This is a genomic window from Millionella massiliensis (assembly GCF_900104655.1).
Taxonomy (GTDB): domain Bacteria; phylum Bacteroidota; class Bacteroidia; order Bacteroidales; family Rikenellaceae; genus Rikenella; species Rikenella massiliensis.
Genome location: NZ_FNWD01000002.1, coordinates 197,380 through 224,020 on the forward strand (window position 1 = coordinate 197,380; position 26,641 = coordinate 224,020).

The 26,641-nt window shown below is 58.6% G+C and carries 23 protein-coding genes; 3 read left to right on the plus strand and 20 right to left on the minus strand.

What is annotated here, in order from left to right:
• Positions 1 to 45 precede the first annotated feature (45 nt).
• The 8 genes from BQ5379_RS00800 to BQ5379_RS00835 all read right to left on the minus strand — a co-directional run bounded on the left by BQ5379_RS00800 (position 46) and on the right by BQ5379_RS00835 (position 10,329).
• Positions 46 to 372: a DUF2149 domain-containing protein gene (locus BQ5379_RS00800; RefSeq protein ID WP_071133671.1), complete on the minus strand. Its 327-nt coding sequence runs from the start codon at positions 370 to 372 to the stop codon at positions 46 to 48.
• Complete coding sequence (locus tag BQ5379_RS00805; RefSeq protein WP_071133672.1) at positions 369 to 1,022, minus strand: MotA/TolQ/ExbB proton channel family protein; 654 nt, start codon at positions 1,020 to 1,022, stop codon at positions 369 to 371. The genes BQ5379_RS00800 and BQ5379_RS00805 overlap by 4 nt, the downstream gene beginning before the upstream one ends.
• Complete coding sequence (locus BQ5379_RS00810; RefSeq protein ID WP_071133673.1) at positions 1,022 to 1,702, minus strand: hypothetical protein; 681 nt, start codon at positions 1,700 to 1,702, stop codon at positions 1,022 to 1,024. Before BQ5379_RS00810 ends, BQ5379_RS00805 begins: the two co-directional genes overlap by 1 nt.
• A 4-nt stretch (positions 1,703 to 1,706) precedes the next feature.
• A complete protein-coding gene (locus BQ5379_RS00815) occupies positions 1,707 to 5,951 on the minus strand; it encodes a cobaltochelatase subunit CobN (RefSeq protein WP_071133674.1) in 4,245 nt (1,414 codons plus the stop codon).
• A 3-nt stretch (positions 5,952 to 5,954) separates the two neighbouring features.
• Entirely contained in the window at positions 5,955 to 7,964 is a 2,010-nt protein-coding gene (locus BQ5379_RS00820) for a TonB-dependent receptor plug domain-containing protein (protein ID WP_083377504.1), read from the minus strand.
• A gap of 4 nt (positions 7,965 to 7,968) precedes the next feature.
• Positions 7,969 to 8,559 (minus strand): HmuY family protein, encoded by a 591-nt coding sequence (locus BQ5379_RS00825; protein WP_071133675.1) that lies wholly within the window; start codon positions 8,557 to 8,559, stop codon positions 7,969 to 7,971.
• 460 nt (positions 8,560 to 9,019) lie between these two features.
• Complete coding sequence (locus tag BQ5379_RS00830; protein WP_071133676.1) at positions 9,020 to 9,637, minus strand: response regulator transcription factor; 618 nt, start codon at positions 9,635 to 9,637, stop codon at positions 9,020 to 9,022.
• A complete protein-coding gene (locus BQ5379_RS00835; RefSeq protein ID WP_071133677.1) occupies positions 9,634 to 10,329 on the minus strand; it encodes a hemerythrin domain-containing protein in 696 nt (231 codons plus the stop codon). Before BQ5379_RS00835 ends, BQ5379_RS00830 begins: the two co-directional genes overlap by 4 nt.
• A 143-nt stretch (positions 10,330 to 10,472) precedes the next feature.
• Here BQ5379_RS00835 and BQ5379_RS00840 point away from each other — a divergent pair, with 143 nt between their 5' ends.
• A complete protein-coding gene (locus BQ5379_RS00840; protein WP_071133678.1) occupies positions 10,473 to 11,360 on the plus strand; it encodes an RluA family pseudouridine synthase in 888 nt (295 codons plus the stop codon).
• Positions 11,361 to 11,499: 139 nt separating this feature from the next.
• Here BQ5379_RS00840 and tatC read toward each other — a convergent pair whose 3' ends face one another.
• From tatC to BQ5379_RS00900, 12 genes are all read right to left on the minus strand, one after another.
• Complete coding sequence (gene tatC / locus BQ5379_RS00845) at positions 11,500 to 12,333, minus strand: twin-arginine translocase subunit TatC (RefSeq protein WP_071133679.1); 834 nt, start codon at positions 12,331 to 12,333, stop codon at positions 11,500 to 11,502.
• A 170-nt stretch (positions 12,334 to 12,503) separates the two neighbouring features.
• Entirely contained in the window at positions 12,504 to 12,707 is a 204-nt protein-coding gene (locus BQ5379_RS00850) for a Sec-independent protein translocase subunit TatA/TatB (protein ID WP_071133680.1), read from the minus strand.
• 24 nt (positions 12,708 to 12,731) lie between these two features.
• The gene (locus BQ5379_RS00855) at positions 12,732 to 13,268 is read right to left on the minus strand and encodes a flavodoxin (RefSeq protein ID WP_071133681.1); all 537 of its coding nucleotides are present in this window, start codon (positions 13,266 to 13,268) and stop codon (positions 12,732 to 12,734) included.
• Positions 13,269 to 13,356: 88 nt separating this feature from the next.
• The gene (locus BQ5379_RS00860; RefSeq protein WP_071133682.1) at positions 13,357 to 14,193 is read right to left on the minus strand and encodes a carboxymuconolactone decarboxylase family protein; all 837 of its coding nucleotides are present in this window, start codon (positions 14,191 to 14,193) and stop codon (positions 13,357 to 13,359) included.
• A 3-nt stretch (positions 14,194 to 14,196) separates the two neighbouring features.
• The gene (locus tag BQ5379_RS00865) at positions 14,197 to 15,174 is read right to left on the minus strand and encodes an alpha/beta hydrolase (protein WP_071133683.1); all 978 of its coding nucleotides are present in this window, start codon (positions 15,172 to 15,174) and stop codon (positions 14,197 to 14,199) included.
• Between the two features lie 368 nt (positions 15,175 to 15,542).
• Positions 15,543 to 16,988 carry an MFS transporter gene (locus BQ5379_RS00870; protein WP_071133684.1) on the minus strand — a complete coding sequence of 482 codons (1,446 nt, stop codon included), beginning with the start codon at positions 16,986 to 16,988 and terminating at the stop codon, positions 15,543 to 15,545.
• Between the two features lie 45 nt (positions 16,989 to 17,033).
• A complete protein-coding gene (locus tag BQ5379_RS00875; RefSeq protein ID WP_071133685.1) occupies positions 17,034 to 17,705 on the minus strand; it encodes a bifunctional 4-hydroxy-2-oxoglutarate aldolase/2-dehydro-3-deoxy-phosphogluconate aldolase in 672 nt (223 codons plus the stop codon).
• 57 nt (positions 17,706 to 17,762) lie between these two features.
• Positions 17,763 to 18,803 (minus strand): sugar kinase, encoded by a 1,041-nt coding sequence (locus BQ5379_RS00880; protein ID WP_071133686.1) that lies wholly within the window; start codon positions 18,801 to 18,803, stop codon positions 17,763 to 17,765.
• Between the two features lie 326 nt (positions 18,804 to 19,129).
• Positions 19,130 to 20,254, minus strand: a complete 1,125-nt coding sequence (locus BQ5379_RS00885) for a DUF4861 family protein (RefSeq protein ID WP_083377506.1) — start codon at positions 20,252 to 20,254, stop codon at positions 19,130 to 19,132.
• Between the two features lie 29 nt (positions 20,255 to 20,283).
• The gene (locus tag BQ5379_RS00890) at positions 20,284 to 21,078 is read right to left on the minus strand and encodes a gluconate 5-dehydrogenase (RefSeq protein WP_071133687.1); all 795 of its coding nucleotides are present in this window, start codon (positions 21,076 to 21,078) and stop codon (positions 20,284 to 20,286) included.
• Positions 21,079 to 21,124: 46 nt separating this feature from the next.
• Positions 21,125 to 21,970, minus strand: a complete 846-nt coding sequence (kduI, locus tag BQ5379_RS00895) for a 5-dehydro-4-deoxy-D-glucuronate isomerase (RefSeq protein WP_071133688.1) — start codon at positions 21,968 to 21,970, stop codon at positions 21,125 to 21,127.
• A gap of 2 nt (positions 21,971 to 21,972) precedes the next feature.
• The gene (locus tag BQ5379_RS00900; RefSeq protein ID WP_071133689.1) at positions 21,973 to 22,989 is read right to left on the minus strand and encodes a LacI family DNA-binding transcriptional regulator; all 1,017 of its coding nucleotides are present in this window, start codon (positions 22,987 to 22,989) and stop codon (positions 21,973 to 21,975) included.
• A 300-nt stretch (positions 22,990 to 23,289) separates the two neighbouring features.
• Here BQ5379_RS00900 and BQ5379_RS00905 point away from each other — a divergent pair, with 300 nt between their 5' ends.
• Both BQ5379_RS00905 and BQ5379_RS00910 read left to right on the plus strand, forming a co-directional pair.
• Positions 23,290 to 24,483, plus strand: coding sequence for a glycoside hydrolase family protein (locus BQ5379_RS00905; RefSeq protein WP_071135487.1), 1,194 nt, complete (start codon positions 23,290 to 23,292; stop codon positions 24,481 to 24,483).
• Between the two features lie 154 nt (positions 24,484 to 24,637).
• A complete protein-coding gene (locus tag BQ5379_RS00910; protein WP_071133690.1) occupies positions 24,638 to 26,596 on the plus strand; it encodes a heparinase II/III domain-containing protein in 1,959 nt (652 codons plus the stop codon).
• Positions 26,597 to 26,641: the final 45 nt, after the last annotated feature.

The following is a 26,641-nucleotide window of genomic DNA, read 5'->3' on the forward strand; positions in this document are numbered from 1 at the left end:
TGCTCTGAGCAATACGGGGCGCTGGTGTAATGCAGGGCGGGAAGCCTATTCCGGAACGTAGATGATCTCGCCGTTCTCCATCTCGTAGGCGATACCGACCTTGCGACCCTTCTTGCCGGAAGTTTCCTGCGATTCGGAGGGCTTGTAACGGGTGATCTGCTGCCCCTCTTTGGTGATGATCTCCATGTTGTCCTTGCCGGGGTTCTTGACCATCGTGTAGTCTTCCTGCGAGAAGATCTCCGTCATGTTGAATTTGGTCACCAGAGCTACCATCAGCGCCACGGCGAAGACCATCGCCACATCGAACAGATTGGAGAGCAGTGCCACCGGGTCGTGATCCTCGCCCGTGTTCAGAATACGTCTGCGTCTCATTGGTTCACGGCGTTTTTGGTGACGGTCATCTCTTTTACATGCGGCAGGTGAGCCCGGGTACGGGCTTCGAGCGTCACGGCCGAGAGGTAGTCCAGCCACGTGAGGTCCTGTGCCGCCCAGCGCTGTTTGGCCTGAAGCAGTACGAACCCGACCGCTCCGGCAAACAGTCCGATTACGGTGGTGGCGAAGGCCACCTGCATGTTGTAGGCCATCGAACCGATGTCCCCGGTCGAGAGACCCATCAGGGCCGGTCCCATCGGGATCAGCGTCCCCATCAGACCGAGGATCGGACCGAATTTGGTCAGCATTTTGGCGTGACCCAGCTCGCGGTCGGCGGCGATCTCGTACTCCGAGATGATGCGGTTGTGGAGGGCTTCGCTGCCGTCGCCATCGAGCAGTGTGCGGGCGGTGCGGATGAATGCCGAGTCGGGTTGGGCGGCCAGCGTATCGCGGAGGGCGGAGAGATCGCTGGCCGAAAGGGAATTCATGGCTGAAGCGACGCTCTGATGGACTTTCCGACGCTGCATGTAACGGTTATAGAAGCCGCCGAGCATGAAGATCGACCGGACGAAGAAAAAGAGCAGACCGACGACCACCGGAACCAGCAGGCCGTTCGAGATCCAGAAAAGGAGGTTTGAGACGTATTCCATTACAGTGAGTTGTGTTGTTTTTTCAGTTTTTTGAGGATGCGCGGGGCGAAATAGCCCGCTGCGAAAAGAACGGCTGTGACCGACAGAGCCAGTCCCATGCTGCGCCAGTCGACCGGTGTGCTGTGGCTGACCACGGCGGCCGATGGGTGAAACACCGTGCAGCAGATGGTCAGGGCGAAGATCAGCATGCCGCAGAGCAGGGTCAGTTCGATACGGCTCTCGGACGAGGGAAGTAAAGCCCGGATTGCGAAGTCTCCGCCGGTCAGAACGACGAGCGTCGCCGCTGCGAGGATGAGACTGACGGTGGTGAATGGACTCCCCGCGAAGGAGAAGAACAGATTGACCTGAAGGTAGAACAGGGCGGGGAAGATCAGCAGCGACGGAACGTAGCGGAGCCAGCGGGTCTTGCGGAGCGAAACGATGCGTGTCCAGCAGGTGCCGAAGGTGAGCAGCAGGTCGAGCATGACCGCCAGCGAGATGTTCATCAGTGCCTTTTGTTCCGAGAGGACGTTCTCCACCTGAAGCTTGTTGAGCTCCAGGGCCCAGGGGTGGCTCAGCCAGACGGATGCGGCGCACAGCAGGCCGAAAGACAGCCCCTGCCACCGTCGGGGCAGGAGACTGTCGCTCAGTACCGTCTTGACGACGGCCAGCAGAGTTAGCAGAAGTAATACGCTGTCCATGGGCTTAGGCTTTGCGTTGGCGCATTTTGCGCAGAAGTAGCATAAGAACCACCGCGACGCAGATGGCCCCGAAGGCTCCTAGGGCGATGCCCAGACCGCGGAACGGTCGGGGGGTGTCGTCGGGGCCGTTGAGCGACTCTTTTTCGAGCACCATGCTCTTTTGGTCGGCGGAGTGGTCGGACGGAGCGGTGGCGATGGCCCGATCGACCGAAGCTCGATAGGCCTGCGCCTTGTCCGGCGTCAGCTGCCGACCGATGAAGTCGCGCAGTTTGGCGTTGTCGCAGGTGAAGCCGCTGCAGGCTGCTTCGTGACGGGTCACCAGCTCGCCGTGCAGTTCCGCGATCGCTTTCAACTGCTCCGGCGAGGCTTTCCAATACCCTTTGCGGGCCGTCTCCAGCATGATGGCGGTCATCTCCTGTAGGGCTGCCGGGCTTTCACGTTCGAAAAACTCCCGGGTGCCCAAGTGCAGGCCGTCCTGTACGTAGATGTCGTAAATCCGGTCCCACAGCTCGTTGTCGATGGCGGCCGGCTTCATCACGTTCCAACCGTAGGTGTTGCGGACCACCTCCGTGAAGTTGGCGGCCGACGACGCGCCGCCCTTCAGCTGTTCCCGGATATAGACCGGGTTGAAGATCGTGGTGCGTGCCTCGACGCCGATCGCCTCTTTCAGCTCCTGTACGCGGGCGTGATGGCGGTTGCGCAGGTCGTTGAAGTAGGTGTCCGGATCCTTGCCCGTGACGTTGCGCACGGTCAGGTTCAGCCCGCCCATGAATTCATACACGTGGTCGAGGCTCAGTGCTCCCCAGGTGTTGCTCTGACGCGGCTGTACCACGGCGTCGGTGTTTTGCAGGGCCGCCTCGAATACGCCGGCCCGGAAGTCGCCCCACTCTTCGGAACTGCCGTACACGGCTCCCATGTTGTTGAGGTAGGTGTCGGCAATCTGACGTTCGTTTTCCCAGCGGTCGCCGCTCTCGACCATGGCGGTGATGCCGGTGCCGGCCATCCCGTTCAGTCCGCCGAAGACGCGGCGTGTCGAGAGTTCGCGGGCCTCTTTGGGCGAAAAGCCTTTTTCGAGGAGCACCTTTTCGGCGGCCACCTGTCCCTGTGCGACGTAGTTCTCGCCCGTGTCATCGGCAGCGGCGGCCATCTCGATGGCCTTTTGGATCAGGGCCAGTCGTGAGGCGGCCAGGTCACGCAGCTGACCGGAGGTCTGGACCACTACGTCGATGCGCGGACGGTTCATCTCCGAGGCCGGGACCAGCCGGATGTCTATCACGCGGCCGAACTGGTCGCGGACCGGCTCTGCGCCCAGCATCCAGAGGATCTGGGCAAGGGTGGCGCCTTCGCTCTCGATGAAGGCCCCGGACCACAGCGTAAAGCTGACCTTCTTCGGGTAGTTCCCACCGTGGTTTTTCAGGTAGTCGGCCAGCATCTGTTCGCCCATGGCCGCCCCTTTGGCCCATGCGTCGGCCGACGGGGTCGCTTCGGCATTGATGGAGTAGAGGTTGCGGCCCGTGGGCAGCGTGTTGGGATTGGCGATGTAGTCGCCGCCCGGTGTGGGCGACACATAGCCGCCGTCGAGGGCGTTCAGCAGTGAAGCAAGCTCCCGGCCGGGGCTCTCTTCCAGCGCCTTGCGGTAGTTGTGGACGTTGGCCAGTGCGTCGGCGATGTTCAGTACCGCGTCGGCAAACTCGCGGTCGGCGGCTGTGACGGTATCACGTACGGCCGTAGCTCCCGATATGGCTTCGGGACGCTTCTCACCATGTTGTCGGCCCATGGCGGTCTTTAGCGTCGAGTCTTGTCGGGATGTCATCCGTTCCGATGGCCCCGGTTGGGCGCTGCGGTCGGGGCGTGCGGCGGTGTCACGCTTGCCGCTCATTGCCCGAAGCATTGCCATGCGGTCTTTGGGTTGCGTAAGCTGCCGGATATGACGGGCCCGTGCGAGTTGGGCTTCGGAGATGCCCAGGGAGGCCAGAACGGCGTCGGGAGTGAGGGATGCACGGGCCAAAAGATGTTGGACGGCCGCTTGCGCCGGGGTGCGGTAACGACGGTTGAAGAGGGCTGTGTTGTCGATCTGCTGTTGGGTGATGCGGCCGTTCGCTTTGTCGAGCGCGGCCAGTCCGTAGGCGACCGGATCGGTGGCCAGCAGCTCGACCGAAGACTCGATCTTCTCGGGGGTGAACCGTTCGCCGAGGGTATACATGCCGCCGGTGATCTTTTCGGAGCACAGCTCCTCGGCGAAGTTCTCGATCCGTTCGATGTCGGCATCCGCGTAGGGCGTCGTGGCGGTGCTGTCGAGCCGCAGGTCGCGGTGCAGCCCCATGCGCAGGGCGGTGGCTTTGATCTTCAGGTTGTCGGCCTGGGAACGCCCGGTCGGCTCTTTCGACAGATAGTCTTTGATCTGTTTCAACAGTTGGCCCACCTCGCCGCGCATCTCGGTCTCGATGAACGGCGGGGTCAGGTGCGAAACGGTGGTGGCGTAGCTGCGCCGCTTGGCGATGATCCCTTCGCCGACGTCGCCGATCGTGTAGAGATAGAAGTGGGGCAGGTCGCCCACCAGACGGTCGCTCCAGTCGGCGGTCGAAAGGGCCACCTGTTTGCCCGGGATGAACTCCAGCGAGCCGTGCGTGCCGAAGTGGATCATGGCATCGGCTCCGAATCCGTAACGGGTCCACAGGTACGAAACGATGTAGTGGTGGGGCGGGATGGGATTGTCGCCGTGGACGGCGGCAAAACTGTTCTCGCCGGTGCTCTGGGTGGGCTGGGGCAACAGGACGACGTTTCCGAATCGGATGCGGGTCACGGCGATGCTGTCGCTCGTGGTGTAGAAGGGGCCCGGTGCTGCGCCGTGTTTGCCGGTCAGGCTGGCGTATTGTTCGGGAGCGAGCGTGCGGTGCAGCCAGCGGTCATAGTCGGCCGTCGCCACCATCTCCGGATAGCCCGACCGGAGGTAGCGGTCGATGTTACCTTCGGCGTAGCTGTTGAACACCGGTCCGCGCTCCATCACGAGCCGTTCGAAAGCCTCTTCAGTGGCGGGCAGGCCGCTCAGATCGTATCCTTCGCTTTGCAGTGCTTTCAGAAAATTGTACAGCGAGGGAAGCACCTCCAGCCCGGCGGCGACCAGCGAATGGCTGCCGGGGCCTTTGAAATAGTAAATGGCGATTTTCTTCTGGCTGTTGGCTTTCGTGCGGAGGCGCAGGTAGTTCGATACGGTGGAGGCAAACTGTTCGGCGCGTCCGGGAATGGCCCGGAAGAGATACAGGCCCTCGTCGTCGATGAACTGGGCGTTGATGGCCATCGGAACGATACCCCCGTCGAGTTCGGGCATCACGACGCTCTGGCTGAGAAATCCGCCCACCATGCCCTGTTTGTCGGCCATCCAGTGGTCGTAGGTGTCATTGATGGTGATGGGGCAGAAGATCGGGATGTTCCGCTGCCGGAGCCATTCGACACCGCTCTCGCCCTGTCCCATCAGCAGGCGGCCGTGGGGCATGTAGATGACGGCATCGGGAGCGATCTGCTGCAACAGTTCAAGCCGCCGCGAGAAACTCGATATGGGATAGACGTTCATCCCGCGCGCTTCGAGGTGGCAGATCAGCGAGTCGAGGTGTTCCTTGTTGGTGTCGAACGGCCCGGCCATCCCCACCAGCAGCGCTACGCGGGGCCCCTGTTCGGTGTAGTAGCCGTTCGCTTTGTAGTAGGCGTCGAACTCGTCGACCGTGGCGAAGGTCTGTTCGTCGTCGAGGTGAAACAGCACGTCGCCGCTGATCTCGACCGGAGCTTCGATCGCTCCGGTGAAGAGGTTCTTGCCGTCCAGTTCCCGGCGGATGTAGTTGAACAGGCTGCGGTAGTTCTTCGTACCGCCGTTACCGAGGTAGGCCCCGAGGATCCGTTGTTGCGCCGAGTCGAGGCTCATGATGTTGTTCGCGGGATCGGTCACCGACGTGGAGTAGATGGGCATCCCTTTGTTCTTGAGCTTCTCGAGCAGTGCCCGGTGGTCGTCGGTCATGCGAATCCCCATGCCGAAGATCAGCACGGCGTCAAATTTTTTCAACCGGCCGAATTGCTCCAGCTCGATCGCTTCGAGTTTTACGGAGCTGTTGTCCAGAGATTTGGCCATGCGGGCCATCTGGTATTTCGGAAAGTTGACCAATGCGATACGGGTAGGGCCGGCCACGGCGTAACAAAACCATACCACCAGAATTACGGCGGCCAGACCGATACCCGCAATCAATATTTTTTTCTTCATGCGTTAGCGTTTTTTACGGAACAGCTGCTCCACGTCGAGCGAAATGCCGGCGAACAGGGTAATGCCGGGCGATACCGAGGTATTGAAACTGTAGACCGAGGCTTTGTAGTTGAAGAGGTTGTCGGCGCCGAGGTTCAGACTTATGGCGTTCCTGAAGCGTTGCGTAACAACCAGTTTCCACATGGTGTAGGCCGGGTAGTGCTGCTGGTAGGCAGCTCCGGTGGTCCCGTCGGCGTTGGTATACGTATCGTCGAAGGTGTGGGTGGTTACGGCGCTCAGGATGCGCCCCGTTAGGTTGACATCCAGTCCGTAGTTTTTGCGTTTGAGTACGTATTCGAACCGAATGGTGGCCGAGTGGGGACGGGCGGTCGAGGTGTTAACCCCATCCAGCGGCTGGTAGTCGTGCACATAGGCATACGAGGCGGTGATCCCGAAGCCGTAGGGCAGGCGAACCGAGACGTTGGCGTCGATGCCCCACACCTCGGCACGTCCGATGTTGGTGTAGAACGAGGTGTCGGCGGCGTTGTTCCAGACGGTCGATATTTTGTCGCGGATGTTGTTGTAGTAGCCGATCACGGAGGCCGAAAAGTTGCCCCGGGTGTATTCGGCCGACAGCGACACGTTCTGGCTCTTTTCGGGCACCAGGTCGGGGTTACCGATCAGTTGGAACATCCCCTGGTGGCTCCAGTCGGTGTAGAGCTCCTTGAGGGTCGGCGATTTGAAACCGCCGCCGTACGAAAGGCGAAGGGTCACGGGGCTGAGCCGGTACATCAGCGACACTTTCGGGCTGACGTGGGCGCCGTAGGTCGAGTGGTAGTCGAGACGCGCACCGTACACGAGGTTGAGCCGCTCGACCAGATTGACGTCGTGCTGGGCGAAGGCCACGTAGGTCTCGGTCGAGTGCTCCGGGTCCTGGCCCTTGAACTGGTAGGTGTTCAGCCGGTCACCGAAGTATTCGGCTCCGAGGGTGAGCGTGCCGGCACGGCGGAAGGTGTTGTTGTACTGGAGACGGCCGGTGTGCTGACTGTTTACGTAGGTCTTGTCCGTTTCGTCCAGACGCAGATAGTAGTCGAACTTGTCGTACTCGTCGAATTTGTAGCTCGCTTCGATGTTCTGGCTCGAATCGATGGCGTAGTTCAGGTTCAGACGACCGGTGTAGCCGCGGTACAGGTCGTGCACCTTCGTGCTGGAGTACTGCTCGTGGTTGTAGTAGGTGCCGGCGGCGGTAATGGTCAGCGGATCGACCGGACGGACAATGAACTTCTGGTTGATGTCCCAGTCGCTGTAGCCGTAGATGGTGGTCAGGCTGCCGTTGTCGTCGTTCGACACCTGTGAACCGTCGGGATATTCGATGTAGGATCCCGCCCGGTTGGTGAGGGTGTATCCGTTGCGGTGTTTGTAGGTCCCGGTGGTGAAACTGTTGAAACGGCGGGTGTTGAAACCGAGCGAACCGCCGTAGCGCTGTTCGTTCTCGCGACCGTAGCGGGCGTTGAGGTTCAGTTGCCAGGGCTCGGTGGCTTTCTTGGTGATGATGTTCACCACGCCGCCGATGGCGTTCGAACCGTATAGGGCCGAGGCGGCTCCCTTGACCACTTCGATGCGTTCGATGTTCTCGACGTTCAGTCGGTCGTAGTCGATGTTGTCACGTGCTTCGCCGGCAATGCGCTCTCCGTCGATCAGGAAGAGTACGTAGTTGGCCCCCATGCCGGCCAGGTTGATGTTCATCGTACCGCCGTGGCTGGTGAATTCAACGCCGGGCAGCACAAGCTCCAGCAGATCCTTGACGGTTGTGGCGTCGGTTTTGCGGATCTCGTCGGCACGAATGACGCGTGTAATGACGGGAGCGTCTTTGAGCAGTTTCGGGGTGCGGGTGGCGGTCACCACCACATCGTCCGTTTCAATCTTCCATACAGGATCATCTCCGTCCGGTCTTTTGTCTTTCTCTTTGGCGGAAAGGGAAAGGCAGCCCAGCAGGGCCAGGCTGCCGGCCATAAGCAGGGTTTGGTAACGCATGGCCTTATTCTACGGGGTATTCGTACGAGAAGGTGACGTAGCCGCCCTCGCCTTTGTCGTTGGTGTAATCCGTGAATTGTACCTTGGCGTATTTGCCTTCGGCCGTGCGGACGAAATAGACGGTCGGATGTACGGTGTACGTAGGGGGCATGCCCGAACTGGTGTACCAGGCGGCGAGTACTTCGTTTTTGGATTGTTCGGCGGTCTCGCGCATGGTCGGGAAGGTGATCTCGGCGCTGACATCGGCGGTATAGGTCACTTCGGCGGGATTCTCGGTTACGGTGCTCAGGTCCGAGGAACTCGTGGCAAACGCGCCTCCCGCACCGGGACCCGACGGGCCGCTATTGGTGCGAATGTCGCCGCGGTGAAAGGCCAGATCCCATGTCTTGCTGTTATAGAGGGCGGAGTATGAACCGTCGGTTTCGAGGGTGTCGCCCAACTCGAACGAGAAGTAGACCCAACGGTCGAAACCGGGAGCTTTGACGGTGAACGTGCCGCTGGTGGGCGGCGGAGGGGTGGTGCTCTTTTCTTTGCAGGAGTTGAAGGCGAAGACTGCGGTCAGGGCGGCCGTAGTGAGGAGTGAAAGTTTTAACATCGGGTTGTGGGTTTGTGGTTTGTGAATCTGTGAAAAAACTTCCGGCCGGGAAGAGATCGAAAAAAGAAAGCTCCTGCACGGTTCCGGCATGGCTTCCGGTGGCAGGAGCTTTCGGGCATTTATTGAGTTGGCTTACAAAATAAATTCGCTGACATCTTTGCTTGTTTTGACATCACAAAGGTCAGCGAATTCAGTCGCGGGGACAATCCCCATATGTGAGGAAAATCCGGGAATCGTATCCCTAATTATTGGGGGAAGTTGATTCTAATGGGGTGATTTTTAGTGTATTGTGTGCTTGTTGAGAGGAGAGATCAATCGGGACTCTCGGTGTAAGGAATGCACCCTGGGTAAATTCCTTTGTCCCGGTGCGAGAGAACGGCGTGAAGTGCGTTGGTGGGAGAAATTTGAATAAAATTCCCCCTCATGGCGGACGGAGGTCCGTAATGAGGGGGACGAGAGACTATTCGATTTCGGACTGGTCGATCAGGTTGTTCAGCAGGGCGTAGACCGTCAGACCCGACACGGTCTTGATGCCGGTCTTGCGGGTGATGTTCTTGCGGTGCGAGATGACGGTGTGGACCGAAATGTGGTGGGCATCGGCAATCTCCTTGTTGGTCATGCCCTTGGCGACGGAGACCAGAATCTCGCTTTCGCGGTCGGTGAGTTCGTAGCTTTCGCCGGTCGGTTCGGTGTCGCGCGTGCGGTCGTCCATGGCCTGACGCAACTGGCGGATAATCTTGCGGCTGTCGTCGTAGATGTGGATCGAACCGTGGTACTGTTTGAGTGTCTCAGGCTCGATGAACCCGTAAATGATGGCCACGAGGGTCGCATCGGGCAGATTCTCGAAATAGCTGTGCAGGGCGTGGCGCTTCTGGAAGTCGAAGACCACCGGGTCGATCAGAACCAGGTCGGGTTTCAGCAGCGGTGCCCGTTCGGCAAAGTGCATCGGCTCTTCGAAGGTGCCGCAGAGCTCGAATTCGGCCCCGCTATCGGCCAACACGCTCTTCAGACCGGCGGTAATAATGGACGATGGCTCGATAATCGCCACCTTTCGGCCTTTTTTCGGGGTGTTGTTCATCGTGCACCTCCCTCCAGTTGTTCAACCAGCGGCACCAGAATGCGGTCCTCGATCAGGGAATGTTTGTTCAGGTCGTCCTCCAGCAGGTAGAGCTCCAGCAGCAGCCGGTTGCGTGCTCCGCCCGGGCAGGTGTCAGGCAGGTATTTGATGAGGATGTTTTTCAGGTCGCTCAACTTCTCTTCGATGTTGCTGTGGTTCTCTTCGAACTGACCGATCGAGTAGCCTTCGGCCGAGGGATGGCCGGTCGACAGGTTGTGGATGTAGGGGAAGACGACCGTCTCCTCGTAGTTGAAGTGATTGGTTACTTCGCGGCTGTAATCGTCGAAAAATCGTTCCAGTATCTTGCCGTTACGAGGCTCGCAGCAGCGGACCAGCGCCTGGACCTGTCGGCGGATTTCGGGGATCTGCTCCTCGAGGTAGTCGTTGTGGGAACGGTGCAGGTATCCGGTCAGGTCTTCAGCCGTGAAGGTGGTCAGCTCGCCGGGATCGGGCAGGAAGTCGTCGAACGTGTAGATGTTGCACACCAGGAGAAACAGACTGACCGACAGGTTGTGGGCCCGGCATATCTCTTCGATGCTTTTGTCGCCGAATCCCAACTGGATCCCGAAACGGGGCAGTACGTAGAGCAAACGGTAGTTGGCATGGACCAGATCGGCCATTTTCATGCGCTCGGTGAAAAGAAGGTGTTTCATGGTCGGAATGATCGGTTTGGTGCAAAGATGTCAAGCGTGCCTGCCCTGCAAAAATAAAGAATGTTTTGGCATTTTCGGAAATAGCGCATCGGAAGGGGCTTCGCTCTGCGGCGCGTGGCTCCGGATTTCGTATCTTTGTCCGCATGAAGAAACAGAATCCCGACACGATTGCTATCGTTATCGAACGGCAGGACACCCTGTTGCCGTTCCTCTTTGCCTATTTTTCGGATCGCAGCAAAACGACCGTCAAATCCTATCTGGCTCATCGTCAGGTGGTGGTGAACGGGTGTGTCACCACACAGTTCGATACGCCGCTGGCACCGGGCGACCGGCTGGAGATCAACCTGGGACGGGCTCGCGAGGCGATGTCGCACCCCATGCTGCGCATCGTTTACGAGGACGACGACCTGATCGTGATCGAAAAACGCAACGGCCTGCTGTCGGTGGCTACCGACAAACAGATCATGCGCACGGCGTACAGCATTCTGAGCGAGTATGTGAAACAGTCCGATCCGCGCAACAAGATTTTCGTACTGCACCGGCTGGACCGTGAGACTTCGGGGCTGATGATGTTCGCCAAGAGCGAGGCGGTGAAGTTCAAGGTGCAGAGCCGCTGGGAGGAGACAGTGGTCGAACGCAAATATTTTGCTGTGGTCGAGGGAATCGTGGAACGCGATCACGGAACCATCTCGACCTACCTGACCGAAAGCAAGGCGTTGAAGGTCTATGTGACGGCCCGTGAGGAGGGGAAAATTGCCAACACGGCGTATCGGGTTCTGAAACGCTCGAAACGCAACGACGTGACGCTGCTCGAACTGGAACTCGAAACCGGGCGAAAGAACCAGATCCGTGCCCACATGGAGTATATCGGTCATCCGATCATCGGCGACAAGAAGTACGGTTCGAAGCGGGCGTTGATCGGTCGTGTGGCGTTGCACGCTGGTGTTCTGAGTTTTATTCACCCCGTGACCGGGAAACGGCTCGATTTCTCGACCCCTGTTCCGAGGAAATTCCTCGACCTGTTTGCGTAACGGGCAGGGCGGCCGGGCAGAAAAGGATATGCGCAGCAGAGGGCAGACAGTCGATCGTACTGTCTGCCCTCTGCTGCTTCTTTTACGGGTAAGGATACAGAAAACGGGGCTACCGAGCCGGACGACGGTTACCGGTAGGTTAGGGATTCACCGCATCGGACTGCGGTGCGGATTTCGAGGTGGCCGATCGGTCGGTTGTCGCGGTGCGTTTGACGATTCCGATGCTGATTTCGTACAGCAGCCACATGGGAAAAGCCACCAGCGAAAGGGTGAACAGGTCGGAGGTGGGCGTAATAATGGCCGCCAGTATCAGGATAAGGATAATGGCGTGCTTGCGGTAGCGTCGCATGAAAGCGGCCGTGAGGAAACCCAGCTTGGCGAAGAACCAGGAGAGCAACGGAATTTCGAATACGAGCCCCATTGCCAGCGACATGACCATCAGGGTCGATACGTAGGATTGCAGGCTGATCAGGTTGGTCACCTGGTCGCTGACCTGATAGGTCCCGAGAAAACGGAAGGTCAGCGGAAAGATCAGAAAGTAGCAACAGACGACTCCAGTCAGAAACATGGCGTAACCTCCGCCCACCACCCGCACGGCATACCGGCGTTCGTGGGTGTAAAGGGCCGGGGAGACGAAGCGGTAGAGCTGATAGAGGATGTAGGGCGAGGCGCAGAGTACTCCGGCAGCCAGGGCGGCCTTCATGTGGATGACGAACTGGCCGGCCAGCCCGGTGTTGATGAGCGGAACACTGATGGGGGCATGGGTCGGCTGTGCAAACCACGATCCGATGGTGCGGAGCAGACGATAGGTGACGAAGTTCTCCTGCTGTGGGGCCAGAATGGCAGCGAAAAGCTGTTCCTTCAGGCAAAACGCGACTATGGCGAACAGGGTGGTTACGATAACGATTCGTAACAGTGCCGTCCGCAGGGCGTCGAGATGTTCCCAAAAGGAGAGTTTGTTTTCGTTCGTCATGTCTGTCGTTATCAGATTGGCGTGCTTCACGATGAGTGAGTCGTTTCCCGGTATGTTTTCGAGTGGCTATGCGAGTGGTCCCGGGGCGTCGTGTGCGGGCGGAAACGGGTTGCCGGAGGGGAGAGAAAAAGGACTCGTTTTGTTCGTTACGGATGCGGTGTTCTGTCGGGTCAGGCGGGTCGGTTGCTGTCTTTCTCCACGGCTTTTCCTGCGTCTGATTCGATGTTGTTCAACCCCTCTTTGAAGGAACGGACCCCTTTCCCGAGCCCTTTCATCAGTTCCGGAATTTTGCGGCCGCCGAAAAACAGCAGTACGACCAGCACAATTAATAAAATCTCCTGCATGCCGATGCCGCCGATAAAAAGTGGTGTCATAGTACGTGTGCGTTTAAATGTGGGTTAAAATCCATATTTCCCGAGCCATTCGCGGAACTGCTTGTCGCTGACGTCGTTGAGCAGCCGGCCGCTCTCCCATTTCAGGTCGGGATAGGCTTTCCGCAGTGCCGCCACGCTGGCGGTGATCGAACTGCTGCCCGACGTGGCGAAGGGGACGATGGTCTTGCCCTTCAGATCGTGGCTTTCGATGAAGGTGTTGATGATGCGGGGAGCGCTGTTCCACCAGATGGGGTAGCCCAGAAAAATGATGTCGCAGGATTTGAGCTCGACGGAACTCTTTTTGAGGGCCGGACGTGCTTTGGGGTCGTTCATCTCGATCGAACTGCGCGACTGTTTGTCTTTCCAGTCCAGGTCGGCGCTCGTATAGGGCGTGGCCGGGGTGATTGCGTAGAGCTTCCCTTTGGTGATGCTGGCGATGCGCGTGGCAACAGCCTTGGTGGTGCCGGTTGCCGAGAAGTAGACGACTGCGGCCTTCTGAGCCAGGGCGGTGGCCGGGAGCAACAGGCTGCAAAGGAGTGCTAAAAGGATGGTGCGTTTCATGCGGTTGGGAATTTTATGTCCGGTAAAGGGGGAGTGTAAGAATCAAAAGGGTCGGGGAGGCGTTCCCGACGTCGCTGCCAGGGCCTCGCTATTGTTCGGGATCCGGTGTTTGCTGGAGCGTGCGGAGGGCATTCAGGGCGTTCGGGAACCCGATGTAAGGCAGACACTGTACCAGCGCGGCGGCGATCGTCTCCCGCGAGCACCCCGCCTTGAGGCATCCGGCCGCGTGAGAGGCGATCTGTCGTTCGGCGCCGAGGGTGGTCAGCGCGCAGAGCGAGAGCAATTCGCGGGTTGGTGTGTCGAGCGTTCCGCGGGTGTAGAAGTCGCCGAAGCAGACTTCGGTCAGGAAGGCCGGTACGAGTGTGTCCATGCCGGTCGGAAGTTCGCGCATGGCCGTGCGGATCTCGTTGCCGTAGAGCGGTTGCTGGATCGCAGCGCCACGGGCTTGTCGGTTCTCTTCGGTCACGGTTCCCTGAGCTTCGAGCGGCAGGGCGATGTTCCGTTCGCGGAATACCTCGTTGACGGTGCCGATGGCGTTGAGCGTGCGGGGAAAACCGATGAACGGTGCACACTGGTAGATCGCTTCGCGCAGCTCCAGCGGGGTGACGCCGGCGTTCAGCGCTCCGGCGGCGTGCGCTTTGAGCTGGGGCAGCGTCTGCATCGTGGCCAGGCAGACGCATGTAATCATTTCGCGGGTTTTCATCTCCAGCTCGCCGCAGCGAAATACTTCGCCGAAGATGAATTTCTGGAGGATGTCCATCAGTTCCGGATCGGTACCCTGTCCGGTCAGGGCCTCGCCCTGAAACAGCGTTCGGAAGTTTTCGCGGCAGGTCTCTATTCTGTCCATATCAGTGGTGGTTTGTGCTAAGGCCGGCCCGACGGATAACGTCAGTGCGGTCAGGCCGACGATGATTGTTTTTTTCATGATCTATTTTCGGGAGTCGGTAAATGCGTCGCGGAAGAAACGTTCCAGCTTGTCGAACGGAATGCGGTCCGTGCGGTCGTAGAGGTCGATGTGTTCGGCGTCATCGACGGTGTACAGCTCTTTGGGCTCGCGTGCGGCACGGTAGGCCTCCTCGCTGAAAAATCTGGAGTGGGCACGGTCGCCGACTACGAACAGAATGGGGCGCGGTGCGATCTCGTCGAGGTGACCCAGCAGGTCGTAATTGAGGAATGCCAGGTCGCTGGTGGTGGTGAATCCGCCCAGTGCCGAGGGGTGATGGCCGCGGCGCAGTGCGTAGAAGCGGAACCATTCGGCGGTCGGTTCGGGCAGGTCGGCCGGTACGGAGTCCAGCGGCTCGGCCGGGAAGTAGGTGATGCGTTCCGGATAGCCCTGTTCGGCGTCGACCCACCGCTGGCGCGAGATGCGCTCTTTGGCGGCTGCCACCTGTTCCGGGGTCAGCCCGTGGCGTGCGGCTGCGGTCATGTCGTACATGCTGACCGTGGCCACGGCACGGATGCGGGTGTCGCTCTGTGCGGCCGAGAGGGCGAAACCGCCCGACCCGCAAATCCCGATCACTCCGATCCGTTCACGGTCGATGTACGGTTGCAGCCCGAGGTAGTCCACGGCGGCGCTGAAACTCTCGGTGAAGAGTTCGGGACTCGACAGGTTGCGCGGTTCGCCGCTGCTTTCGCCCATGTTGGCCTGGTCGAAGGTCAGAACGACGAAGCCGCGTTGGGCCAACTCGTTGGCATAAATGCAGGGTCCCTGTTCCTTCACGCCGCCGTACGGAGCGCCGACAATCAGTGCCGGGTGGCGTGTCGTGCGGTCGAGATCGCGGGCCGTGTAGAGATCGCCTGCGAGGCTTAGACCGAAACGGTTCCTGAAGGTCGTTTTTGTCCGTTCCACATGGGAACTCAGCGGGGCGATGTATCCGCCGTTCGTGTTGGGTGTCGTCTGTGCCATGATCGGAGGTGTGCTTTGGTTTCTGAATTACAATGACAAGAAGAGTATCCGGCATCTCGTTTTTGCCGATTGTCGGGAGGGTCTTGTGTAAAGAGAGGCTTGCCGCTCCACGTGGAGTGATACTCCGGTTGTCATTCTTTGCAAATCGGTGGGGCGTGTGCCGAACTTTACGTATGCAAAATTAGGAAGAAGGGTAGCGGTACGATTCATCGTTTTACGGATTGAATTACCAATTTTACAGATTGTGCGGTGTTGTATGGGAAAGGGGGTATTGTAATGGAGTCTGTGTTTGAATGGCTGTGAAAATGAAGCAGGCTTGCATCAAATGTCGATGCAAGCCTGCTGTGTGTACCGTGGTGGGTTTGGATTTACAAGTCTGTAATGGGCTTGTATTTCGGTACGAGAGTTTTCATGACGGCCCAGGCGATCAGGTAGGCTACGGCACAGAAGATGAAGGCGATGGCGTAGCCGGCCGGCTTGCCTTCGAAGCCCAGGAAATGGAGGGCGTGTTGATCGCTGTAGGTGAAGAGCATCCCGGCGCCTTTCTGGATGAAGAAAGAGCCGATACCGCCGGCCATGCCGCCGATCCCGGTGATGGTGGCGATGGCGCGTTTGGGGAACATGTCGCCGATGGTCGAGAAGATGTTGGCCGACCAGGCCTGGTGGGCCGAGGCGCCCACGGCGATCAGCAGGATGGGCACCCAGTAGCTGATGCCGCCCAGCGGTTGCGCAGCGAGCACCACCAGCGGGAAGAAGGCGATGATGAGCATGGCCCGCATACGTCCGGCGTAAGGGTTCATGCCGCGATTGATGAAGTAGGTCGGGAACTTGCCGCCGAAGACTGATCCGATCACCGTGATGGTATAGAGGATGGCGATGGGCAGGGCGATCGACGTGCCGACCATGTTATACTGGGCTTTCAGGTAGGCCGGGGTCCAGAACAGGAAGAACCACCACACGCCATCGGTCATGAACTTGCCGAAGGCGAAAGCCCACGTCTGGCGGTACTTGAGACATTGCCAGAATGACATCTTCTCTTTCGGTTCGTTCTGCTGCGGCTTCTGCGCTTCCTGGCTTTCCCGGGCTGCGTCCTGTTCGATGTAGGCCAGCTCGGCGGCATTCATCCGGGTGTTCTCTTCGGGTTTCTTGTAGATGAAGACCCAGAAGCCGAGCCAGATGAAACCGATCAGACCGACGATGATGAAGGCCATCTCCCAGCCCCACAGCTCGGCCATCACGGGGACGGTCAGCGGGGCGATGATGGCACCCACGTTGGCGCCGGAGTTGAAGATACCGGTGGCGAAGGCGCGGTCCTTTTTGGGGAAGTATTCGGCGGTGGCTTTGATGGCGGCGGGGAAGTTACCCGCTTCGCCGATGGCCAGCACGCAGCGGCAGATGATAAAGGCGGTGACGCTGATCATGGCGATCTGTCCGACAATATCGGCGCCTTGTGCCATGCGCAGGGCTGCGGCGTCCGGCAGACCGGTTATCTGTTCTGTCACGATGCCGCACAGGGCGTGGATGCCGGCACCCAGCGACCATACGGCGATCGACCAGGCATAACCGCGTTTGGTGCCGACCTTGTCGACGAAGCGGCCGGCGAAGAGCATCGCGATGGCGTAGACCAGCGAAAAGATGGCCGTAATGGTTCCGTAGTCGTTGTCGGTCCAGTGGAACTCCTCTTCCAGTACGGGCTGGAGCAGCGAGAGCACCTGGCGGTCGAGGTAGTTGACCGTCGTGGCGAAGAACAGCATGGAACAGATGATCCAACGGTAGTTGGTCATCTTTCCGGATGGCTTGTTGGGTTGGCTCATGATGGGGTAGGTTTGGGTTAGCGGTTTAACGGGCCCGGTGCGTTGTCAGGAACGTACCGAGGCGATGATGGCGCGGACGCGGTTGATGGTGTCGGTGATTGCACCCCAGTCGCGGGCTTCGATCAGTTTCTTGGGGAAGAGGTTGGAACCCATGCCGACGCAGGTGACCCCGGCTTTGAACCACGCACGGAGACTCTCTTCGGTCGGTTCGACGCCTCCGGTCGGCATGATCGAACTCCAGGGGCATGGCCCTTTGACGGCCTTGACGAACTCCGGGCCACCGACCGACGAGCCGGGGAAGATCTTGACGATTTCGGCGCCGAGTTCTTCGGCGCGGCCGATCTCGCTCAGCGAACCGCAACCCGGTGCCCACAGGATTTTGCGGCGGTTGCAGACGGGGGCCATCTCTTCGTTGAGCAGCGGCGAAACGACAAAGGCGGCACCCAGTTGGATGTAGAGTGCAGCGGTCGGCGCGTCGACCACCGATCCGACGCCGAGCATCAGTTCGGGCAGTTCGGTGGCGGCCCAGCGGTTGAGCGTACCGAAGACTTCGTGGGCGAAGTCGCCGCGGTTGGTGAATTCGAATACGCGGATGCCGGCGGCGTAGGAGGCTTTCAGCACCTCTTTGCACAGTTCGGTGTCGGCGTGGTAAAAGACGGGTATAACGCCCTGTCGTCTCATTTCGAGTGCGACCTCTATTCTGCTGAAACGTGACATGTCGATTTTGCTTGTTTTTAGATTCCTGTGTGGTGTGAGTTGAACCTTTGAACGAGGTTATCGCGATACGCGGCCGGAACCGTCGCCGCCCATTAGTTTTTCGACTTCGTCGATGGTTACCAGGTTGAAGTCGCCCTTGATGGTGTGTTTCAGGCACGAGGCGGCCACGGCGAATTCGATGGTCTTCTGGTAGTTGGTGCCGTAGGTCAGCAGCCCGTAGATCAGGCCGCCGCCGAACGAGTCACCGCCGCCCACGCGGTCCACGATGTGGGTGATGTCGTAGCGGCGCGAGGCGTAGAGTGTGCCGTCGGTGTAGAGCACGGCACCCCAGGTGTTGTGGTTGGCGTTGATCGAGCCGCGCAGGGTGATCGCCACGCGCGTGGCACGCGGGAAACGGGCCTGGAGCTGGCTGGCGACGCTCTCGAAACGGGCGGCGTCGACCTGCCCGCCGGTCGCCGTTACGTCGAAGCCTTCGGGCTTGATGCCGAACACCTTTTCGGCGTCCTCTTCATTGGCAATAATCACGTCGCAGCATTTGACCAGCGCGGGCATCACTTCGGTGCAGCTTTTGCCGTATTTCCAGAGGTTCTTGCGGTAGTTCAGGTCGCAGGATACGGTCACTCCCAGCCGGTTGGCGGCACGTGCGGCCTCCAGACAGGTGTCGGCGGCCGATTGCGAAAGGGCGGGGGTAATGCCGGTGAAGTGGAACCAGTCGGCGCCGGCAAAGACCCGTTCCCAGTCGATCATACCGGGTTGTACGGTCGAGATGGAGGAGTGGGCACGGTCGTAAACCACTTTGCTCGGACGGCTGACAGCTCCGGTCTCGAGGTAGTAGATGCCGAGGCGTTCGCCGCCCCAGATGATGTCGTCCGTACCGACACCGTGTTTGCGCAACTCGTCGCGGCAGGCTTTGGCGATGTCGTTCTCGGGCAGGCGGGTCACGAAGCTGGTCTGCATGCCGTAGTTGGCTAGCGATACGGCTACGTTGGCTTCGCCGCCGCCGAAGGTGGCTTCATAGCTGGTGGCTTGCGAAAAACGCAGGTATTCGGGGGTGGCCAGACGTAACATGATCTCGCCGAAGGTGACTATCTTTTTCATTTTTACAGAGTTCTTGATTGGGGATGCGGTGGCTTAAATCTCCGCTGACCTGTGGTTCGGAGTTTGTTGAAAATGGCGGTCTCTTCCGTAGGTCAGTCGGTTGGCGCCATAAATCCGGCGGATGCCTCGTGAGGGGCGATCCGCCGGTGGCAGGTTGGTGGGTTTGGTTTTGTAGTGTAAGGTTTGTTGGTTCTGTGAGGAAAACGTCCCGGAGCGGTTGTTGAAACCGTGATGGACGTGTGGGGGGAAAGTGCCTGTCCGGATGGTGCGAAACGGTACGGAGCGCCCCTGTGTGGAGGGCTGTTGTTCCGCCTCCTCCCGCCGGACTATTTGACCGTTACGGTCAGCGGATTGTCGAACTTGAGGCTCTGATCCCAGATGAGTTGTTTCATCACGTCGGGAGTGGGGATGTCGCTCTTGCTCCAGCCGGCACCCATCTGGTAGATGAAAGGTTTGCCTTCGGGGATGGTGGTGCTGGCCAGCAGGTGGCCCAGGCGCGTTTCTACTTTGATCTCGCACGGGAAGACCAGACCGATGGTGGTGTGGCCGTTGTCGGGCTTGTTGTCGGTGTTGAGCGGCTCCCAGTAGCCGACCCGTTTGATGGGCTTGTTCAGAATGTCGAGCACTTTGCCGCCGGCACCGCGGGTGACGATACCTGCTGCGACCTTCAGTTGGTCGAAATCACCGGTGTATTCCTCGGTGATGTTGTTGAAGTGGGTGTTGGCATCGAGTGAGATGGTTCGGCGTTCGGTGACCTCCACGCTGTCCACGAGGAAGGGGGCGTAGTCGAGCTGGAAGGCGATGCGGATCGGACCGTTGTCGAGCACTTTGTAACGGATGTAGTTGTTGCCGAGCCAGAGCGAGTCCTTTTCGTAGGGGGCCATGGCTCCGGCACCCAGCGTGCGGCCCACTTTGTAGCAGTCGAGCCCTTCGCCTTGGTCGCTGTGGTAGTTGTAGCCGGGCTTGAACCATTTGTCGATAATCAGGCTGTCGGTACGTTTGAGCCAGATGTCGATCCCGTTGCTGATTTCGCCGGTGGCTTCCAGTGCGGGGCCGTACATGCGGTGGGCGATCAGGTTGTTTTCCCACGCAAAGTCGTCCATGCGTTCCGGTACGTAGCGGCCGAATGCCTGTGCGGGATAGGCTTCACGCTGGCCGGTTTCGAGGGTGTAGGTGGCTGAACTGTTGCCGGCAACGGTGGCCTGGAAAATCAGGGCTTGCGGCTCGGTACCACCGTTGTAAAGCACCTGCGAGGGCTGTTGGCTGCCGTCCGGAGCGATGACGACGATGTTTTCGGGGGTGGCGTCCGAAACCTTGGCTTGCACCTCCTGCCAACTGATTTCGACTGTTTCGTTCGTGCGGTCGAGCTTCAGCGGGTTGGTGACTTTGACTTTGGCTCCGCCGCAGGCCATCAGCAGAGCGGTGGCGGCGAGCAGAAATATCTTTTTCATGTCGGAACTTTTTTGAGTGGGGGAGAGGTTTAATCTTCGTTCATCGCTTTGCCGAGTGAGGCGAGGATGCCGCCGTCGACATAGACGATGTGTCCGTTCACGAAATCCGATGCGCGCGAGGCGAGGAAGACGGCCGTACCGGCCAGGTCTTCGGGGTTACCCCAGCGGGCAGCGGGGGTGCGCTTGAGGATAAATTCGTTGAAGGGGTGGCCGTTTACGCGGATCGGCGCGGTCTGCGAGGTGGCGAAGTAGCCGGGACCGATGCCGTTCACCTGGATGTTGTAACGGGCCCATTCGGTGGCGAGGTTGCGGGTCAGCATCTTCAGCCCGCCTTTGGCGGCGGCATAGGCGCTGACGGTGTCGCGACCCACTTCGCTCATCATCGAGCACATGTTGATGATCTTGCCGCCGCCGTGCTCGATCATGCCGGCAGCTACGGCTTTCGACAGGAGGAAGGGAGCGGTCAGGTCGGTGGTGATCACGGTGTTCCACTCGGCGAGGCTCATCTCGGTGGCGGGGATGCGTTTGATGATGCCGGCGTTGTTGACCAGAATGTCGATCGGGCCGACTTCAGCGGTGATCCGGGCAATGTATTCGGTTACCTGGGCTTCGTCGGTGACGTCGAACAGGTAGCCGTGGGCTGTGATGCCGTTGGCGGCGTACTCTTTAAGGGCGTTCTCCATTTTGGCGGGGGAGTGGCCGTTGACCACCAGCGTTGCGCCGGCCTGAGCCAGTGCGGTGGCGACGGCCATGCCCAGTCCGTGGGTGCCGCCCGTGACGAGGGCAACTTTGCCCGTGAGGTCGAAGAGTTCGAGCGATTTCATGATTTGACTCTATTTCGGAAATCTTTGTTTTGTACGGAGTGAAGGGTTATTTGAGGTCGGTGGTGGCGCAGCCGTCCATGTCGTCGTAGTTCATGTTCTCGCCGGCCATGCCCCAGATGAAGGTGTAGTTGTGGGTGGCGCAGGCGGAGTGGATCGACCACTGGGGCGAGATGACGGCCTGTTCGTTATGCATCCAGATGTGACGGGTCTCCTGAGGTTGGCCCATGAAGTGACACACGGCCTGGTCTTCGGGCAGTTCGAAGTAGAAGTAGGCCTCCATGCGACGGTCGTGGGTGTGGGCGGGCATCGTGTTCCATACGCTGCCGGGCTTGAGCTCGGTCATGCCCATCTGAAGCTGACAGGTGGGGAGTACCTGATTGACGATCAGTTTGTTGATTACACGATGGTTGCTACCCTCGAGCGATCCGAGTTCAACGACGACGGCTTCGGCTTTGGTGATCTTGCGGTCGGGATATTCGGCATGGGCCGGAGCCGAGTTGAAGTAGAAGTGGGCCGGGGTGGCAGCATCGTCGCTGGCGAAGGTGATGTCGCGTTCGCTCTTGCCGAGGTAGAGGGCCTCCTTGTAGCCGAGGTGGTACTCCTGGTCGCCGGCTTTGACGGTACCGGCGCCGCCGACGTTGATGATGCCCAGTTCGCGACGATGCAGAAAACGGTCGGCACGCAGCGGAGCGATGGCGTCGAGGGTCAGGGCACGGTCGGTGGGCACGGCGCCGCCGACGATCAGACGGTCGTAGGCCGAGTAGACGAGGTTGATCTCGCCGTCGGTCATGATGTTCGGGAAGAGATATTCTGCGCGGAGTCGTTCGGTGTCGTAGCTTTTGGCATCGGCCGGGTGCGATGCGTAACGGGTCGTGTATTTTACGTCTGACATGTTTATTTTGAGTTTTTTAGCGATGATTTGCGGATGATGAGTTCGGGAGCGATGACTACGCCGACCTGAGGTTCTCCGCTGAGGCGGTCGAACATCATCTGGCCGGCCATGTATCCCATCTTGTAGCTGAACTGATCGACCGAACTGAGCGGGGTGGAGAGAAGCTGACAGAAGGGTTCGTTGGCAAACCCGACGATGGCGATCTCTTCCGGAATGCGGATGCCGGCCTTCTGAAATTCGAGCATGGCACCCAGTGCGGAGAAGTCGCCGGCAAAAAAGACGGCGTCGGGTAGGGTGCCGCTCTCGATGACGGTGCGGGCGAAGCGTCGTCCCTCCTCTTCGGTGGTGCTGGTGGATTCGAAGATGTAGTTTTCGTCGAGGGTGATCCCTGCGTTTTGCATCGTGTCGCGGTAGCCTTTCAGGCGGTTGCTCCAGATGTTGACGTGCTGGGGACCGGCACAGTGGTAGATGCGCGTACAGCCCTGACGAAGCAGGTGTTTGACGGCCATGGCGGCTCCCTGGTAGTCGTCGACGATGACGGTTCCGGCATCGACTCCGGGGGCTGTTCGGTCGAACAGAACCACGGGAACGCCAGCCTCGGAGAGGTAGTTGTAGTAGCTGTGGTCGGTGGTGTCGGCTGCCACGGAGGCGATCACGCCGTCGACTTTGCCGGCCAGCGAGTGTACGATGCGCTCTTCGCGTTCGGCCGAGTCCTTCGATTGGCAGATCAGGACGTCGTATCCTTTTTTATAGGCTTTGTCTTCGATTCCTTCGATGGCCGACGAGAAGAAACTGCGGTTGATGCCCGGGACGATGACGCCGATGGTGTTTCGTCGTCCGGTTTTGAGGTTGACGGCCACGGAACTGGGCGTGTAGTGCAACTCGGCCGCCACTTCGCGGATACGCTCCTTGAGGGCAGCGCTGATCGACGGGTGGTCGCTCAGTGCTCGCGATACGCTGGAGACCGAAACGCCCAGGCGTTCGGCAATATCATATATAGAGGTGCGCTTTTTAGCCATAATCTTTTCGGAAGAAAGAACGGTTTTATGCAATCGTTTGTGCAAATGTACGGATTTATCCGGTTGATGCAAATCTTTTTTTGAGAAACTTATTTTTTATGAATCGTTAATTGTTTATAAATCAATGGTTTTGAATTTTAGATGCAAGAAAAGAGTGATTTTTATTTTTTGGAGAATCGGATATAATTTCTACATTTGTGCAATCGGTTGCGTAAATGATTGACAATCGGTTAGCAAAAGTTGATAATAAAAATTTTTAAAAATAAACCCAAACAACACGCTCTCGGCATGAAAATCAAAATGATGGCGGCTTGCTCGCTGGCGCTGGCCTCGCTTCTCGGGATCCTGCCCGCTCAGGCAAAAGGTAAAAAGGTGTCGCCGGTGATTACCGACAATGTGGAATTCGCGGCAAAACAGGTGCAACTGATGGTGGACACGATGGATACGTTCGATAAGATCCCGAGCCCGCGCACGACCAATAAAAACGGTAAACTGGCCTTTACGACGCTCGACGACTGGACTAGTGGCTTTTTTCCGGGAACGCTCTGGTATCTCTATGAGTTGACCGGCGACAGCAAATGGCTCAAACCGGCGGTTCATTATACCGAAGGCATGGAGCGGATTAAATATTATCGTGGTAATCACGACATTGGTTTTATGATTTTCTGCTCGTTCGGCAACGGTCTGCGTCTGACTGACAAGCAGTCCTATAAGGATGTGATTGTGACGGCTGCCAAGACCCTCTGCGAACGTTATCGTCCCGGCGCCGGGGTGATTCAGTCGTGGCCTCAGTGGCGCGGTTGGGACTGCCCGGTGATTATCGACAACATGATGAACCTCGAGTTGCTGTTCGAAGCCACCCAGATGAGCGGTGACTCGTCGTTCTGGAAAATCGCCGTTTCGCACGCCGACCAGACCATGAAAAATCACTATCGTCCCGATATGAGTTGCTACCATGTGGTGGATTACGATGCCAAAACCGGTGCCATCCGCAGTCGGGTGACCCATCAGGGCTATGCTGACGAGTCGGCCTGGGCACGTGGTCAGGCGTGGGGACTCTATGGCTACACGATGTGTTACCGTTATACACATGATCCGAAGTATCTGAAACAGGCTGAGGCAATTGCTAAATTTATCTTCACGAACGAAACACTTCCGGAAGATCTGGTTCCCTATTGGGATTACGACGTGCCCAATATTGAGCAGGAGCCGCGCGACGCTTCGGCGGCAGCCATTACGGCGTCGGCTCTCTATGAGCTTTCGACCTATGCCGGCAAGAAGCAGGGTAAGGAGTACAAAAAACTGGCTGATCGCATTGTCGAAACACTCGGATCGCCGGCCTATCGGGCCAAACTGGGCGAGAATGGGTACTTTATTCTGATGCACTCGACGGGCAATAAACCCGGACCGAGCGAAGTCGATGTGCCGCTGGTCTATGCCGACTACTACTTCCTCGAGGCACTCAAACGCAAACGCGATCTGGAAAGTAAATAAACCTTCGGACGGCATTGTCGTGCGGCAGTCTCCCGCATTCCAAGTCGGTAGGGGATAGAAACGTATGGGGTGTGGAGCCTGTCGCCGACAATGCTATTCCGATGGTTTTTCTGATACGAAAAACACTTCCCCACTGTAAATACTCGATTTCGTTATGAAGCGAATGTGGAAATATACGGCGGTGCTGCTCCTTCTGGGTCTTTTGGGGGCGGCACCCCTTTTTGTAACGGCAGCCCCCACCGGGGCGAAACCCGACCTGCTGCAACGTGCCGCGCAGCGTCTCGACGTCGATTCGCTGTGCCGCGAAGCCTATCGTCCCTATCCCGGGTACGACGATCGGGCTTTCTGGGAGTCGCTGCCCGAAGCGGTCAAACGACAGGCGGTGGCGCAGGCCGAAGCGAAGCTCGACTACGTGTGGCGCAGCGTGACCGCCACCTCGTACCTTGATTTTGCCCGTAAGGGGATTCGTCAGCCCAACGATCAGCATATCGGCGAACGTTACGGAACGCTGGCCGAGTTGATTCTTGGTGAACTGGTCGAAGGCAAAGGACGATTCATTGATCAGATTGCCGACGGTGTGTGGTCGATTTGCGAGCAGAGTACCTGGGTGGCTACGGCTCACATCTGGAATCAGGGTAGCGGTACTCGGCTTCCCGACATCGAGCATCGCACGATCGATCTGAGCAGTGGCATGACGGCCAATACGCTGGCCTGGGCCTACTATTTCTTTAAAGACGAACTGGCCAAACTCTCGCCAACCATTCCGCAGCGCCTGCGTGCCGAGTTGAACCGCCACGCGCTCGACATCTACCTGAGACGGAACGACATGTTTTGGCTCGGTTTTCAGGAAGGGGCGACGGTCAACAACTGGAACCCGTGGTGCAACTTTAATGTGCTGACCACAGCCCTGCTTGTGGAAGAGGATCCGCAGCGACGCGCTGAAATTGTCAGAAAAACCATGCGTTCGGTCGATCAGTTTATTAATTACTTCAAGTCCGACGGCGGATGCGAAGAAGGGCCCTCCTACTGGGGTCATGCGGCCGGGATGCTGAACAACTACCTGGAGGTGTTGCGCAACTATTCGCACGGGGCGATCTACCTGTTCGGGGAGCAGCGGGTGAAAAATATTGGTCGCTACATTGCCAATGCGCACATCGACAGCCTCTATTTTGTCAACTTTGCCGATGCGGCTGCCAAGGCTTCGCCCGGTGCGCCGATTGTCTTTCGCTATGGCCAAAACATCGGAGACAGCACCATGATGGGACTGGGGGCTTATCTGGCGGCGCTGACCGATTTTATCGAAAAACCGTTGAGCGGAACGCTCGACAATCGGCTGAAAACGGTCTTCGTTTACCGGGATATGTGTCAGACGCCGCCGTCGGCGCCGCTGTACCAGTCGGTTTGGATGGATGGTATAGAGGTGGCCGTCGCCCGTACCCGAGGCGGTGTGTCCGAAGGGTTGACCTTGGCTGCCAAGGGCGGTAACAATGCCGAAAGTCATAACCACAACGATATTGGTACCTTCATCCTCTATGTGGACGGTCAGCCGATGCTGGTCGATGCGGGTGTGGGAACCTATACCGCTGCTACGTTCGACCACCGTCGCTATACCATCTGGACCATGCGCTCCGAGTATCACAACCTGCCGCTGATCAACGGCGTCGGGCAAACGAACGGAGGCAAATATCGTTCGCGGAGTGTCTCTTTCGCCGACAACGGCCGTACGATGGATTTCTCGCTTGACATCGCGGGGGCTTATCCCGAGGAGGCGGCCTGTCGTACCTGGGTGCGTGACTATCGCTTCGACCGTCGTAAAAATACGATTGCATTGACGGACAGCTATGAACTTTCGGAACTGAAGGGCCCCGTGGCGCTGAATTTTCTGACCTGTGGCACGGTCACGGTTGGTAAGACGATCGAGATTTCGGCGTTCGGCCATACGTTGCAAATGGCCTACGATGCTTCGAAATTCGAGGTGACGACCGAAACAATCGAACAGACTGACCCGCGGCTCTCGAGTGTCTGGGGTGAAAAGTTGACGCGTGTCTCGATGCAGGTGCGTGATCCGGAATTGAAAGATACTCTTCGGGTCTCATTCTCACAAGTGGATTAAGCTCGTATGGATTGAAATAGTTGCGGTAGTAATCACCTTTTTTTA